At 39.2% G+C, this 14,597-nt stretch carries 12 protein-coding genes, 1 tRNA gene and 1 other annotated feature; of the genes, 11 read left to right on the forward strand and 2 right to left on the reverse strand.

The genetic code is table 11. From position 1 onward, the window contains the following. Positions 1-28 precede the first annotated feature (28 nt). The 10 genes from QM450_RS08225 (at position 29) to pyk (ending at position 10,651) form a co-directional block, all read left to right on the forward strand. Entirely contained in the window at positions 29-598 is a 570-nt protein-coding gene (locus QM450_RS08225; protein WP_414320252.1) for a hypothetical protein, read from the forward strand. A gap of 145 nt (positions 599-743) precedes the next feature. Then, complete coding sequence (pgdA, locus tag QM450_RS08230; RefSeq protein ID WP_414320253.1) at positions 744-2,135, forward strand: peptidoglycan-N-acetylglucosamine deacetylase PgdA; 1,392 nt, start codon at positions 744-746, stop codon at positions 2,133-2,135. A gap of 85 nt (positions 2,136-2,220) precedes the next feature. Next, positions 2,221-2,351: a sequence feature (ribosomal protein L20 leader region), on the forward strand. A gap of 15 nt (positions 2,352-2,366) precedes the next feature. After that, positions 2,367-2,897 carry a translation initiation factor IF-3 gene (gene infC, locus QM450_RS08235; RefSeq protein WP_000848177.1) on the forward strand — a complete coding sequence of 177 codons (531 nt, stop codon included), beginning with the start codon at positions 2,367-2,369 and terminating at the stop codon, positions 2,895-2,897. Between the two features lie 32 nt (positions 2,898-2,929). Next, on the forward strand, positions 2,930-3,130 hold the full coding sequence (rpmI, locus tag QM450_RS08240; protein WP_001125942.1) for a 50S ribosomal protein L35: 201 nt from the start codon (positions 2,930-2,932) through the stop codon (positions 3,128-3,130). Positions 3,131-3,180: 50 nt separating this feature from the next. Next, a complete protein-coding gene (gene rplT / locus QM450_RS08245) occupies positions 3,181-3,540 on the forward strand; it encodes a 50S ribosomal protein L20 (protein WP_373761011.1) in 360 nt (119 codons plus the stop codon). 58 nt (positions 3,541-3,598) lie between these two features. Continuing rightward, positions 3,599-3,985: a VOC family protein gene (locus QM450_RS08250; protein ID WP_414320254.1), complete on the forward strand. Its 387-nt coding sequence runs from the start codon at positions 3,599-3,601 to the stop codon at positions 3,983-3,985. A 77-nt stretch (positions 3,986-4,062) separates the two neighbouring features. Further along, positions 4,063-4,773, forward strand: a complete 711-nt coding sequence (locus QM450_RS08255; protein WP_414320255.1) for a B3/4 domain-containing protein — start codon at positions 4,063-4,065, stop codon at positions 4,771-4,773. Between the two features lie 116 nt (positions 4,774-4,889). After that, complete coding sequence (locus tag QM450_RS08260) at positions 4,890-7,991, forward strand: DNA polymerase III subunit alpha (RefSeq protein ID WP_414320256.1); 3,102 nt, start codon at positions 4,890-4,892, stop codon at positions 7,989-7,991. Positions 7,992-8,072: 81 nt separating this feature from the next. Further along, positions 8,073-9,080 (forward strand): 6-phosphofructokinase, encoded by a 1,008-nt coding sequence (pfkA, locus tag QM450_RS08265; RefSeq protein ID WP_414320257.1) that lies wholly within the window; start codon positions 8,073-8,075, stop codon positions 9,078-9,080. A 65-nt stretch (positions 9,081-9,145) separates the two neighbouring features. Beyond that, positions 9,146-10,651, forward strand: coding sequence for a pyruvate kinase (gene pyk, locus QM450_RS08270; RefSeq protein WP_414320258.1), 1,506 nt, complete (start codon positions 9,146-9,148; stop codon positions 10,649-10,651). A 535-nt stretch (positions 10,652-11,186) separates the two neighbouring features. On the opposite strand, the gene QM450_RS08275 is transcribed toward pyk, so the two are convergent. Beyond that, positions 11,187-11,259: transfer RNA gene (locus QM450_RS08275), tRNA-Thr, on the reverse strand. Between the two features lie 119 nt (positions 11,260-11,378). Continuing rightward, the gene (locus tag QM450_RS08280; protein WP_281334606.1) at positions 11,379-12,128 is read right to left on the reverse strand and encodes a lysophospholipid acyltransferase family protein; all 750 of its coding nucleotides are present in this window, start codon (positions 12,126-12,128) and stop codon (positions 11,379-11,381) included. A 132-nt stretch (positions 12,129-12,260) separates the two neighbouring features. Between QM450_RS08280 and QM450_RS08285 the strand changes: the two genes are divergently transcribed. Next, on the forward strand, positions 12,261-14,597 hold the full coding sequence (locus QM450_RS08285; protein WP_414320259.1) for a cation-translocating P-type ATPase: 2,337 nt from the start codon (positions 12,261-12,263) through the stop codon (positions 14,595-14,597).

The following is a 14,597-nucleotide window of genomic DNA, read 5'->3' on the forward strand; positions in this document are numbered from 1 at the left end:
ACTAATGACTAAACCTATGAGGTGAACCATGTATACAAAACTACAAAAAATAATCAACAAGCACAAGAAAATGACCTATGGTCTTATTGGTGCTCTTATACTTCTGATACTTGTAGTGTTTTCCTTTTTAGGAGCATCTGACAATAAAGAAGCTACCATTGTGAATGAATCGAAAACTAAGGATGCATCATCACAAAAAACAAAGGATGTAAGCAAGGATACATCTACTAGCTCTCAAGAAAAAACTAGCCAATCTTCTGAAACTGAGAAGGCTTCTTCTACTAGTACATCAGCTTCATCATCAACTTCTACTACAGAAGACAAGCAAACTAGTGGACCTGTCTACGAACCATCTACGTCATCATATACATCTGATACCAATATATCAACGTATGAAGAGCCAACTTCAACTTATTCTGAACCTGCATATGAAGAACCAGCAGCATCAACCTATACGCCTGCGTCATCATCAAATAGTTATACTGAAATCACAAGAGATGATATGAAAGCGCATAATAAATCGGTATCAGAATGGGATAAGGCTAATGGGTTTGGTGGTGAAGGCCTTGATAGGGTAAATGGTTATCTTGGGTGGTAATAATAAACACAGATATATATGTTTTGTAAATCAAAAGAAAGTCCTAGAGAAGTCTAGGCCTTTTCTTTTACCTTTCTTTTCTTAAAAAATGGACATTTTCCTATTTATCATTGAAATTATAGGCCTGATTTGATATGATAAAACTATGACTAAAAAAAGAACAAATTGTAAAACAAATGACAAGAAGAAAAGAAATTTATGGATTATTGTGGGGCTTCTATTCTTCACAATCCTAACATTAGGTGCAGGTATTGCTTATAAAGTCTTGACCAAGCAAGCTTTTGAGCAAAAAATTGAAGCACTGAAAAAAGAAAAAGATGATTCCTATTCACAAGGAAGTCAGAAAGAGCATTTTCGTAAGGGGCAGGCAGAAATCATCACCTACTATCCTATGACGGGGGACAAGGTCATTACCTCTGTTCAGGATATCATTGTAAAAGATATTACGGATAAAGTAGAAGGTAAAGAACATTTGATTTTTTACTACTCTGAAAAAGATTCTTCTTCCATCAAAGGTGTGGAGAGCCATCTTGTAAAAAAACAGGCCTATGACCTGAGTGATTCTACTGTTGTGGAATTAGAAAATACCTCATTAGATCAGCTTTATCTTAAGGAAGATGGAACCCTGTTTACATTAGATCAGCTCTTTACAGATGCTAGCAAAGCTAAAGAGAAGTTTCTTGAGGATATCAAGTCAACACTCCTTGATAAAAAGATCGAGCAAACACTTGTAGATCAAGTAATAGCCGATTTTTCAGCTAGCGATTTATCATCTTGGAAGTTTGCTTACAAAGATAGTCAATTGGTGTTATATCCAGTTAAAGCAACCAATAATGTAGAAGAAATAGCTTTGCCTATTTCAGACTTCTTTGATGTTGTCCAATCGTCCTATCTAACTGAAAAGGATGCAGAACTTTATAAGAAGGCTCAGGCTGAGAAAAATAAAAAAGTAGTAGCTCTTACCTTTGATGATGGACCAGATGGAAAGACAACTCCACAAGCTTTAGATATTCTAGCCAAGTACAAGATCAAAGCAACCTTCTTTGTACAAGGAAAAAATATTTCAGGTAATGAGTCGATTCTTAAACGTATGCAGTCTGAAGGTCATGAAGTTGGAAACCATAGCTGGAATCATCCAATTTTAACAAAACTGTCATTGGAAGATGCCAAGAAACAGCTCACAGATACAGAAGAAGCTATTACAAAAGTTCTTGGCAAAAGCTCTAAATTGATGCGTCCACCATACGGTGCAATCTCAGATGATATTCGCAATAGCCTTGATTTAAGCTTTATCATGTGGGATGTGGATAGTTTGGATTGGAAGAGTAAAAATGAAGCAGCGATTTTGACAGAAATTCAGCGTCAGGCAAGCAATGGATCTATCATTTTGATGCATGATATCCATCAAACATCTGTTAATTCACTACCAAAAGTAATTGAGTATCTACAGGGACAAGGATATAGTTTTGTGACTGTATCAGATCTACTCAACACTCGTTTGAAGCCACATGAGATTTACTATTCTCGTAATCAATAGATTGCAAGTCGGAAAAATAGAAAAAATTAAAAAAAGATAGTTTTAATCTTGACAAGTAGGGGAAAACTTGATATCATATAAAAGTTGAGAAAAGCAGAAGTGAGAACTTCTCGCCTTGCGACTAACGTTGTCTGGCCCCTACGGATCAAATTTCAGAAATGAAATACAATCATGTAGTGCGGGTTTGCGTTAGCAAGTCCGCTCTTGTTTTTCTCTAAATTAAAAAAAGAGGTGAAAACCATAGCAAAGCAAGACTTATTCATCAATGATGAAATTCGTGTACGCGAAGTTCGCTTAATCGGTCTTGAAGGTGAGCAATTGGGTATCAAACCACTAAGCGAAGCGCAAGCACTTGCGGACGAAGCTAATGTGGACTTGGTTCTCATTCAACCTCAAGCTAAACCTCCTGTTGCAAAAATTATGGACTACGGCAAGTTCAAATTTGAGTACCAGAAGAAACAAAAAGAGCAACGCAAGAAACAAAGCGTTGTGACCGTGAAAGAAGTTCGTTTGAGCCCAGTTATCGACAAGGGTGACTTCGAAACTAAACTTCGCAATGCTCGCAAGTTCCTTGAAAAAGGAAACAAAGTGAAGGTATCCATTCGCTTTAAGGGGCGTATGATCACCCATAAAGAGATTGGTGCAAAAGTTTTAGCCGAGTTCGCTGAAGCAACTCAAGATATTGCAATCATCGAACAACGTGCTAAGATGGATGGACGCCAAATGTTCATGCAATTGGCGCCAGCAACTGACAAAAAATAATTGTCAGAAAGTTAAATAAAGGAGAAAAAATCATGCCAAAACAAAAAACACACCGCGCATCAGCTAAACGTTTCAAACGTACAGGTTCTGGTGGACTTAAACGTTTCCGTGCTTACACATCTCACCGTTTCCACGGAAAAACTAAAAAACAACGTCGTCATCTTCGTAAAGCATCTATGGTGCATTCAGGAGATTTCAAACGTATCAAAGCAATGCTTACTCGCTTGAAATAATAGCCCGACAGTAAGTAAACTATTCTAGGAAATATTTGGAGGAAATATAAATGGCACGTGTTAAAGGTGGCGTTGTATCACGCAAACGTCGTAAACGTATTCTTAAATTAGCAAAAGGTTACTATGGAGCTAAACACATCTTGTTCCGTACTGCAAAAGAACAAGTAATGAACTCTTACTACTATGCATACCGTGACCGTCGTCAAAAGAAACGTGACTTCCGTAAATTGTGGATCACACGTATCAATGCGGCAGCTCGTTTGAACGGACTTTCATACTCACAATTGATGCATGGTTTGAAATTGGCTGAGATCGAAGTTAACCGTAAAATGCTTGCTGACTTGGCTGTTAACGATGCAGCAGCTTTCACAGCTCTTGCAGATGCAGCTAAAGTAAAACTTGGTAAATAATAACAGATAAGACTGGAACAGGATTGTCCCAGTCTTTTTAAAAATAAAGGAGAAAAATATGACTTCAAAAATGCTACACACTTGCTTACGCGTAGAAAATCTTGAAAAATCAATTGCATTTTATCAAGATGCTTTTGGTTTTAAAAAATTGCGTCGCAGAGATTTTCCAGACCATGCCTTCACGATTGTCTATTTAGGACTTGAAGGTGACGATTATGAGTTGGAGTTGACTTATAACTACGATCACGGTCCTTATGTGGTTGGAGATGGGTTTGCCCATATCGCCCTAAGCACACCTGACCTTGAGGCTCTTCACAAAGAACATAGTGACAAAGGCTATGAAGTGACAGCACCTAATGGACTTCCAGGGACTCAACCAAACTATTACTTTATCAAAGATCCAGATGGATACAAGGTAGAAGTGATTCGTGAAAATTCATTATAGTTCCTATCGAGTAGCTTGTATGCTACTCTTTTTTTGAATTTGTGGTAGAATGAAAGAAAAAGAATGGAGGCAAGGTCATGAAAGTTCATGTAAAAGATGATTTTTGGCAACTATTTCCAGATGCTCAAATCTCTGTATTGTTGGTAAAAGGTCTCAACAATACTATTGATGAGAATGAGGATCCATATTTTAAAGCTTTACTAGATGAAGGAACCAAAAAAGCTCGGACTTTTATACCAGATGAAAATTTCACTCAGAATGAAGTGATTCAAGAATGGCGTCAGGCATTCACTAAATTCAAAACCAAAAAAGGTGCTCGTTCTTCTATTGAAGCTTTATTAAAGCGTGTAAGTCAAGGAAGAGAATTTAATCCAATAAATCCTTTGGTAGATATCTATAATAGCGTCTCACTTTCTTACGCAGTTCCTTGTGAGGGAGAGGATTTAGCTAAGATTGTTGGTGACTTATGTCTTGGAAGAGCTCAAGGGAATGAATCCTTCTTTCCACTAGGGACTGAAAGTGATGCTCCTGCCTTAGCTGATGAAATGATTTATTTTGATGAACAAGGTGCGGTTTGTCGGTGTTTAAACTGGCGTGAAGCCCAAAGAACCATGTTAACAGAAGAAACCAAAGATGCTGTTTTAGTCATTGAAGCTATCAATGAAGAACAGGCATCAAGAGCTCGGGAAGCAATGCTAGAATTACATACTAAAATTGAGGAATATTTCGGTGTTAGTGGCAAGATCAGTCACTTGACAGCTACAAATCCTATCTTGGAAATAGAATGATAAGTGAGAATCACAGTTAATTCAGCTGTGGTTCTTTTTCTACAAGGGAAGAAAGAAATTGTTTTTCTATTTTCTAAAATGGTATAATATAAGAAGAAAAAGGGAGGTGATAGCGAGTGATTGCACAACTTGATACAAAAACGGTTTATAGTTTCATGGAGAGTATGATTTCCATTCAGAAGTATGTTGACCAAGGGAAAGCTTACGGCTACTCAGCACTTGGAATCATGGATGTTGACAATCTCTATGGAGCTTATTATTTTATCAAAGAGTGCCAAAAGCAAGGGATCCAGCCCTTATTAGGTCTTGAGATGACAGTTCATCATAAGGAGGAACTCGTCAACCTCCGATTTTTAGCCTTGTCAAATCATGGTTATCGAAATCTCATGAAGCTTTCGACTCTAAAAATGACAGGTAAAAAGGAATGGACTGATTTTTCTCCCTATCTAGAAGATGTTTGTGTTATTGTTCCCTATTATTCTTCAATTGATTCCTTGGACTTAGGGCATGACTATTATATCGGAGTTTATCCAGATACAGTTCAGTCGAATTTTTCTCGACCAATTCTCCCTCTTTATCGTGTTAATTCTTTCGAACCTGAGGATTTAGAAACGCTTCAAATGCTCAAGGCGATTAAGGAAAATGTGACCTTGCGAGAGGTGGATGTTCAAGCGCAACAAGGCTTGTTTTTACCTGCTGACCGTTTAGAGCAAGTATTTCAAGAAAAGTTTCCGCAAGCCTTAGAAAATCTATCTGAACTGATTGGAGCAACTACTTATGAGATTGATAGTAGTCTCAAGCTTCCACGCTTCAATCCAGAGCGTCCTGCTGTTGAAGAGTTGCGCGAAAGAGCTATTAAGGGTTTGGAACAGAAAGGCTTACTAGATTCAGTTTATCAGGTTCGCTTGGAAGAAGAACTATCTGTGATTCATGACATGGGATTCGATGACTATTTCTTGGTTGTCTGGGATCTCTTACGTTTTGGTCGTTCTCAGGGATATTATATGGGAATGGGACGCGGCTCCGCAGTTGGAAGTCTGGTGGCCTATGCTCTAGATATCACTGGTATTGACCCTGTGGCTAAGAATCTCATCTTTGAGCGCTTTTTAAATCGTGAACGTTATACCATGCCCGATATCGATATTGATATTCCCGATATCTATCGTCCAGAGTTTATTCGCTATGTTCGTGACCGTTATGGTAGTATTCACGCTGCTCAGATTGTCACCTACTCAACCTTTGGTGCTAAACAGGCCATCAGAGATGTTTTTAAACGGTATGGTGTTCCCGAGTATGAGTTGACATCCATAACCAAAAAAATTGGATTTAAAGATACCTTGACAAGCGCCTATGAAGGGAATCTAGGATTTAGACAACTGATTCAAGGTAAGATTGAGTACCAAAAGGCTTTTGAAATTGCTAAAAATATAGAAGGCTATCCTCGTCAAACTTCCATCCACGCTGCGGGTGTCGTGATTAGTGACAAAAATCTAACGGACTATATTCCTCTCAAGTATGGTGAGGATATGCTCATTACCCAGTATGATGCTCATGGAGTTGAAGGAAATGGCTTGCTCAAGATTGATTTCTTGGGTCTTCGAAACCTAACTTTCGCTCAAAAAATGCAGGAGCTCTTATTTGAAACTCAAGGAATTCAGCTAAGGATTGAGGATATTGACCTTGAGGATAGGGGAACTTTGGCTCTTTTTGCAGTTGGGAAGACCAAGGGAATCTTTCAGTTTGAGCAACCTGGTGCTATTCGCTTATTAAAGCGCGTGAAGCCTGAAAGCTTTGAAGAAGTAGTGGCAACGACTTCTCTTAACAGACCTGGAGCAAGCGACTATATCGATAACTTTGTTGCTAGAAAACATGGCAAAGAAAAGGTGACAGTTCTTGATCCTGTGTTAGAAGATATTTTAGCTCCTTCCTATGGTATCATGCTCTATCAAGAGCAGGTTATGCAAGTAGCCCAACGCTACGCTGGCTTTAGTCTTGGAAAGGCCGATATTTTACGTCGGGCTATGGGGAAAAAGAATGCTGCGGAAATGCATCAAATGCAAGAGAGCTTCATTCAAGGTGCCCTTGAAAAAGGCCACGGAGCAGAGCAGGCTCAGCAGGTTTTTGCTGTCATGGAAAAATTTGCTGGTTATGGTTTCAACCGATCGCATGCTTATGCTTATGCGGCTTTAGCCTTCCAGCTTGCTTACTTTAAAACACATTACCCAGAAATCTTTTATCAAGTCATGCTCAACTATGCCAGTGGAGATTATATTCTTGATGCCCTTGAAATGGACTTTGAACTGACACCACTCTCTATCAATACAATTCCGTATCTGGATAAATTGACAGACAAGACTATCTACTTGGGACTTAAGAGTATCAAGGGGATGCCTCGAGATTTTGCCTATTGGATTTTAGAGAATCGTCCTTTTAGTAGTGTCGAAGATTTTGTCACTCGCTTGCCTAAAAATTATCAGAAGTTGAGTCTTTTAACTCCCCTAGTCGAGATTGGTTTATTTGATAGTTTTGAAAAAAATCGCCAAAAAATCTTATCCAACTTACCTACTTTATTTATTTTTGTGGAAGAATTGGGTAGTTTATTTGCAGATAATAGCTACAATTGGCTTGAGAGTGAGGATTTTACGCAAGTCGAAAAGTTTCGTAAGGAACAGGAGTGGCTTGGAGTCGGTATCAGTCCGCATCCCTTACTGATTTTAGCAAAGAATCCCCTCTATCCAATTGTGAGTTTGTCTGAACTATCTGAAGGACAGACAGCTACAGTACTCGTTGAGATACAGTCTATCCGAGTAATCAGAACTAAAAAAGGTGAAAATATGGCCTTTTTAAAAGTTAGTGATAGCAAATCAAATTTGGAAGTTACTGTTTTTTCTGACCAGTACCGCCAATTTAAAAATCTCTTACATGAAGGAAGATTTTACTACCTTAATGGAAAAGTGCAGGCAAGAGACGGTCGCCTTCAGTTAGTATTAAATAATCTAAAAGAAGCAGTGAGTGAACGATTTTGGATTCAGGCTGCTGATCATGAACATGATTCTGAAATTTATCATATTTTAGAACAATATAAGGGACAAATTCCTGTTATCATTCGCTACGAAAATGAACAAAAAAATGTCCTTTTGCCGGGTTATTTTGTTGCAAAAGATGTTAGTTTACAGGAATCTTTAAGTCAAATAACTATGAAAACGATTTATCGTTAAAAATCAATGAAAATAAAAGAATTTTAACTTTAATTATGGTATAATCAGTTAGAATGTTAAAAGAAAAAGGAGCAAAACCAAATGAAACGTATTGCTGTTTTGACTAGTGGTGGAGACGCCCCTGGTATGAATGCTGCCATCCGTGCAGTAGTTCGTCAAGCAATCTCAGAAGGAATGGAAGTTTTTGGTATCTATGATGGATACGCAGGTATGGTTGCCGGCGAAATTTATCCACTTGATGCTGCTTCAGTGGGAGACATCATTTCACGTGGTGGTACTTTCCTTCACTCTGCTCGTTATCCTGAGTTTGCAAAACTCGAAGGTCAACTTAAAGGGATTGAGCAGTTGAAAAAACACGGTATCGAAGGTGTCGTAGTTATCGGTGGTGACGGTTCTTATCACGGAGCTATGCGCTTGACTGAGCATGGATTCCCTGCTATCGGACTTCCAGGAACAATCGATAACGATATCGTAGGTACTGATTTTACAATCGGATTTGATACTGCAGTTACAACTGCAATGGATGCCATCGATAAGATTCGTGATACCTCATCAAGTCACCGTCGTACTTTCGTAGTTGAAGTTATGGGACGTAATGCTGGAGATATCGCTCTTTGGGCAGGTATCGCAACTGGTGCTGACGAAATCATCATCCCTGAAGAAGGCTTCAAGATGGAAGACATCGTAGCAAGTATCAAAGCTGGATATGAACACGGTAAGAAACACAACATTATCGTTTTGGCAGAAGGTGTTATGTCAGCGGCTGAATTTGGTCAAAAACTAAAAGAAGCTGGAGATACAAGCGACCTTCGTGTAACTGAACTTGGTCATATCCAACGTGGTGGATCTCCAACTGCTCGTGACCGTGTATTGGCGTCACGTATGGGAGCACACGCTGTTAAACTTCTTAAACAAGGAATCGGTGGTGTCGCTGTTGGTATCCGTAACGAGAAAATGGTTGAAAATCCAATTCTTGGAACTGCAGAAGAAGGAGCTTTGTTTAGCCTAACAGCTGATGGTAAGATTGTTATTAACAATCCTCATAAAGCTGACCTTGAACTTTCTGCTTTGAACAAGAGCTTGTCATAATCAACTTTAACTAAACTGGTAAAATGACCATAAAAGGTCGAATTATATAAAGGAGTCACAAAATCATGAACAAACGTGTAAAAATCGTTGCAACTTTGGGTCCTGCGGTAGAAATCCGCGGTGGTAAAAAATTTGGTGATGACGGGTACTGGGGTGAAAAACTTGACGTTGAAGCTTCAGCTAAAAACATTGCTCAATTGATTGAAGCAGGAGCTAACACTTTCCGTTTCAACTTCTCACACGGTGACCACCAAGAACAAGGTGACCGTATGGCAACTGTTAAACTTGCAGAAAAACTTGCAGGTAAAAAAGTTGGTTTCCTTCTTGACACTAAAGGACCAGAAATCCGTACTGAATTGTTTGAAGGTGAAGCTAAAGAGTACTCATACAAAACTGGTGAAAAAATCCGTGTTGCAACTAAACAAGGTATCAAATCAACTCGTGAAGTGATTGCTTTGAACGTTGCTGGAGCTCTTGACATCTATGATGACGTTGAAGTTGGTCGCCAAGTATTGGTTGACGATGGTAAACTTGGTCTTCGTGTTGTAGAAAAAGACGATGCAAGTCGTGAATTTGTCGTTGAAGTTGAAAACGACGGTGTTATCGCTAAACAAAAAGGTGTAAACATCCCTAACACTAAAATTCCTTTCCCAGCTCTCGCTGAACGTGATAACGCTGATATCCGCTTCGGTTTGGAACAAGGTATCAACTTCATCGCGATCTCATTCGTACGTACTGCAAAAGACGTGAATGAAGTTCGTGCAATCTGTGAAGAAACTGGTAACGGTCACGTTCAATTGTTCGCTAAAATCGAAAACCAACAAGGTATCGATAACTTGGACGAAATCATTGAAGCTGCTGACGGTATCATGATCGCTCGTGGTGACATGGGTATCGAAGTACCATTTGAAATGGTTCCAGTTTACCAAAAAATGATCATCACTAAAGTGAATGCTGCTGGTAAAGTTGTTATCACAGCAACAAACATGCTTGAAACAATGACTGAAAAACCACGTGCAACTCGTTCAGAAGTATCAGACGTATTCAACGCTGTTATCGACGGAACTGATGCTACAATGCTTTCAGGTGAGTCAGCAAATGGTAAATACCCACTTGAGTCTGTTCGTACAATGGCAACTATCGATAAGAACGCTCAAACTCTTCTTAACGAATACGGACGTTTGAACTCAGATTCATTTGAACGTAACTCTAAGACAGAAGTTATGGCTTCAGCAGTTAAAGACGCTACAAACTCAATGGACATCAAATTGGTTGTAACTCTTACTAAGACTGGCCACACAGCACGTTTGATTTCTAAATACCGTCCAAATGCTGATATCTTGGCATTGACATTTGACGAATTGACAGAACGTGGATTGATGTTGAACTGGGGTGTTATCCCAATGTTGACAGAAACTCCATCATCAACTGATGACATGTTCGAAATTGCAGAACGTAAAGCAGTTGAAGCAGGTCTTGTACAATCTGGTGACGATATCGTTATCGTTGCAGGTGTACCACTTGGTGAAGCTGTTCGTACAAACACAATGCGTATCCGTACTGTACGTTAATCTAATATTAAAAAGCCTATCATATCAAGCTTCATCGCTTGTATGATAGGTCTTTTTTGTATCAGAGGGGCAAAGCTTTTTTTCCTATTTGATGATATTGAATCTAAAACATCTAAAACGGCATTCTCCATGTTTTTAGTGATGTGAGTGGAGCTTTCATTGGTCACTTTAGTATCTTAATGGCTAATCTTAGCAAGGATTGTTTTTAAAGAAAAGTTGTTACAATAAAAGGCCTATAAGCATATAACTGAGTGAAGTTATAGATGTTTATTGTCGGAAGGAAAAGACAAAAGATGCAACCTAGTAGGACTCAGCAAAATAAAAAAAAGCTCTCTGGTAAAACCAGAAAGCCTGAGAGGCATCTCCATGTGAGAAATCGGTTCACACAATTTCTCAAGGTTCGCTCCTGCGTTATGACCTCCTATGCTCAATAGTAGCTCTCGCTACATATCGACTCATCGCATTGTCTATTCTACTATAAGGTCCATAAAATGTCAAGAAAAAATCAGCTCCCTATTAAGGAACTGATCAACAATGCTAATTGCCGGGATCGAACCGGCGACCTCATCCTTACCATGGATGCGCTCTGCCTACTGAGCTAAATCAGCTTACTTAAAAAGTATACTATAGTTTCAAATCTTTGTCAATACGTTATTTTCTTTAAAAAATAATCGGATTTCCGCTCAAAAAAAGGCTTAAGGAGATAGCTCCTAAGCCACTGTTTCCTTTAGCCTAATTTTTCTTTTATTTTGTCTGGATTCCAGATAAAGCTTGCGATAAAGCTAAAAATGATGGTGATAACAGCTACGATAATAGCTAGAATAAGGGCAGGGATACGGATAAACCACCAAAGTGGATTTGGTTTCTTATCATTGTGCCATTGTTTCGTTTCCTCATCTAAACGTTGGAATTCAGATTGGATGCGGTCTGCAACCATCTCAATACCTTCATCATTCATTTTTTTGATGTCAGAAATATCAATAGGATTTCCAAAGTTCATGTCGACACGTTCACGACTAATGAGCCCTTTTAAGGTCATTGGACCAGTGTAGGTAACTGGCATGATACGTACTTTTGCCATTTTAGCGATGAGAGCAACACCACCTTTAACATCGTTGGAATGACGACTGCCACTTGGGAACATGATGAGAGAGCGGTCGCTCTTTTTAAGAACATTGATAGGGTATTTGATAGCCGAAGCGCTAGGATTTTCACGATCGATTGGAAAGGCACCGCACATGCGAATCCACCAGCCAAAGATTCGATTAGAGAAAAGTTCCTTTTTAGCCATAAAAACAAACTGTTTCGGTTTGGTCGCAAAGGCCATATAAACTGGATCCCACCAGGTACGATGGGGCGCAACTAGAATATAATTTTCATCTTGACTCGGAATTTTATCCGTATTATGATAATGAGCATTACCGTTGATAGACCAGAGAATCAACATAACTAGCCCACGAAGATAAGTATAAAACATGGTATCTCCTTCAATTTTCTTTCTTTTATTATACCTTATCATACTAGGACAAGCAAATGTTTTTTTGTTTAGGCGGAATTGCTCTTCATATGAAATTAGAATTATTCAAAAAAAAATGATATGATAGAGATTATGGATAAAAATAAAATTTTGGGCTTAAGCCAATCAGAAGTTAAAGAACGTCAGAAACAGGGACAGGTCAATGATTTCAAAGTATCAGCTAGTACCAGTACTTGGCAGATTGTAAAACGAAATGTCTTTACTCTCTTCAATGCTTTAAACTTTGCTATTGCATTAGCGCTCGCTTTTGTTCAAGCCTGGAGCAACCTGGTTTTCTTTGCGGTTATCTGTTTTAATGCTTTTTCAGGAATTGTAACCGAGCTACGTGCCAAGCATATGGTTGATAAACTCAATCTCTTGAATAAAGAAAAGATTACGACTATTCGTGATGGACAAGAGATTGCTTTAGACCCTGAAGAGCTTGTTTTGGATGATGTGATTCGCTTGTCTGCAGGGGATCAAATTCCAAGTGATGCGATTGTATTAGAAGGCTTTGCAGAAGTCAATGAAGCCATGTTAACGGGCGAGAGCGACTTGGTGCAAAAAGAAGTAGAAGACTTAATGTTGTCAGGTAGCTTTCTTGCCAGTGGTTCTGTCCTCGCTCAGGTTCATCATGTAGGAGCAGATAACTATGCAGCTAAACTCATGCTTGAAGCTAAGACAGTTAAACCAATCAATTCTCGTATCATGAAATCGCTAGACCAGCTAGCAGGCTTTACTGGAAAAATTATCATTCCATTTGGAATTGCCCTCTTGCTTGAAGCTTTGGTCTTGAAAGGTTTACCACTGAAGTCTTCTGTAGTGAATTCCTCTACAGCTCTTTTGGGAATGTTGCCTAAGGGGATTGCCCTCTTAACCATTACCTCTCTTCTAACCGCTGTTATCAAGCTTGGTTTGAAGAAGGTCTTGGTGCAGGAGATGTACTCTGTTGAGACCTTGGCGCGTGTGGATATGCTTTGCTTGGATAAGACAGGTACCATCACCCAAGGTAAGATGCAGGTTGAGACTGTTCTTTCTCTTACTCAAGTTTATGATCAAAATGCTATTGCTGACATACTAACTAGCTATATGGCAAACAGTGAGGATAAGAACCCAACAGCACAAGCTATTCGTCAACATTTTCAAGGTCAAGTAACTTATCCGATGATTTCTAATCTTCCATTTTCAAGCGATCGTAAATGGGGAGCAATGGAGTTGGAAGGTCTTGGAACTGTTTTTCTAGGCGCACCGGAGATGTTGTTGGATGCTGAAGTTCCTGAGGCTAGAGAAGCTCTTGAACGAGGATCTCGTGTCTTGGTTCTGGCCCTCAGTCAAGAAAGACTTGATCACCACAAGCCACAGAAACCATCGGATATGCAAGCCTTGGCTTTGCTTGAGATTCTAGACCCAATCCGAGAAGGGGCTGCTGAAACGTTAGACTATCTTCGTTCTCAGGAAGTGGGCTTGAAAATTATTTCTGGTGATAATCCAGTTACCGTTTCAAGTATTGCTCAAAAAGCTGGTTTTGCAGACTACCACAGCTACGTAGATTGCTCGAAAATTACTGATGAAGAGTTGGTTGCCATGGCTGGGGAGACAGCGATTTTCGGACGTGTCTCTCCTCATCAAAAGAAACTGATTATCCAAACTCTGAAAAAAGCAGGACATACTACAGCAATGACAGGGGATGGTGTCAATGATATCCTAGCTCTCCGTGAGGCAGACTGTTCCATTGTTATGGCTGAAGGAGACCCAGCAACTCGTCAGATTGCAAATCTGGTCCTCTTGAATTCAGATTTCAATGATGTTCCTGAGATTCTCTTCGAAGGTCGTCGTGTGGTCAATAACATTGCCCACATTGCTCCGATTTTCTTGATTAAGACAATCTATTCCTTCTTGCTAGCAGTTATCTGTATTGCTAGTGCTTTGTTGGGACGTACTGAATGGATTTTGATTTTCCCATTCATTCCGATTCAGATAACTATGATTGACCAGTTTGTGGAAGGATTCCCACCGTTTGTATTAACCTTTGAACGAAATATCAAACCTGTGGAACAAAACTTCCTCAGAAAATCCATGCTTCGAGCTTTACCAAGTGCCTTGATGGTAGTCTTTAGTGTTCTCTTTATTAAAATTTTTGGAACAAGTCAAGGCTGGACAGCCATTGAAATTTCGACACTTCTGTATTATCTATTGGCATCGATTGGTTTCATGTCTGTAGTTAGAGCTTGCTTGCCATTTAGTCTGTGGCGTGTTCTCTTGATTATTTGGTCAGTTGGTGGCTTCCTTGGAACAGCTCTATTCCCAAGAATCCAAAAATTGCTTGAAATTTCAACACTTACAGGTCAAACACTACCTGTCTATGGCATTATGATGCTCGTCTTTATTGTGATTTTCATCCTGACAAGTCGTTATCAAGTTAAAAGATAA

Source organism: Streptococcus infantis, from assembly GCF_047464615.1.
Lineage (GTDB): Bacteria > Bacillota > Bacilli > Lactobacillales > Streptococcaceae > Streptococcus > Streptococcus infantis_Y.

Bases quoted from the DNA above. Each gene is read 5' to 3' on its own strand.
- QM450_RS08250 (WP_414320254.1), top strand. From the start codon at position 3,599: ATGACTTCAAAAATGCTACACACTTGCTTACGCGTAGAAAATCTTGAA.
- QM450_RS08280 (WP_281334606.1), bottom strand. From the start codon at position 12,128: ATGTTTTATACTTATCTTCGTGGGCTAGTTATGTTGATTCTCTGGTCT.
- pgdA (WP_414320253.1), top strand. From the start codon at position 744: ATGACTAAAAAAAGAACAAATTGTAAAACAAATGACAAGAAGAAAAGA.
- rpmI (WP_001125942.1), top strand. From the start codon at position 2,930: ATGCCAAAACAAAAAACACACCGCGCATCAGCTAAACGTTTCAAACGT.
- QM450_RS08285 (WP_414320259.1), top strand. From the start codon at position 12,261: ATGGATAAAAATAAAATTTTGGGCTTAAGCCAATCAGAAGTTAAAGAA.
- rplT (WP_373761011.1), top strand. From the start codon at position 3,181: ATGGCACGTGTTAAAGGTGGCGTTGTATCACGCAAACGTCGTAAACGT.
- QM450_RS08225 (WP_414320252.1), top strand. From the start codon at position 29: ATGTATACAAAACTACAAAAAATAATCAACAAGCACAAGAAAATGACC.
- QM450_RS08255 (WP_414320255.1), top strand. From the start codon at position 4,063: ATGAAAGTTCATGTAAAAGATGATTTTTGGCAACTATTTCCAGATGCT.
- pfkA (WP_414320257.1), top strand. From the start codon at position 8,073: ATGAAACGTATTGCTGTTTTGACTAGTGGTGGAGACGCCCCTGGTATG.
- pyk (WP_414320258.1), top strand. From the start codon at position 9,146: ATGAACAAACGTGTAAAAATCGTTGCAACTTTGGGTCCTGCGGTAGAA.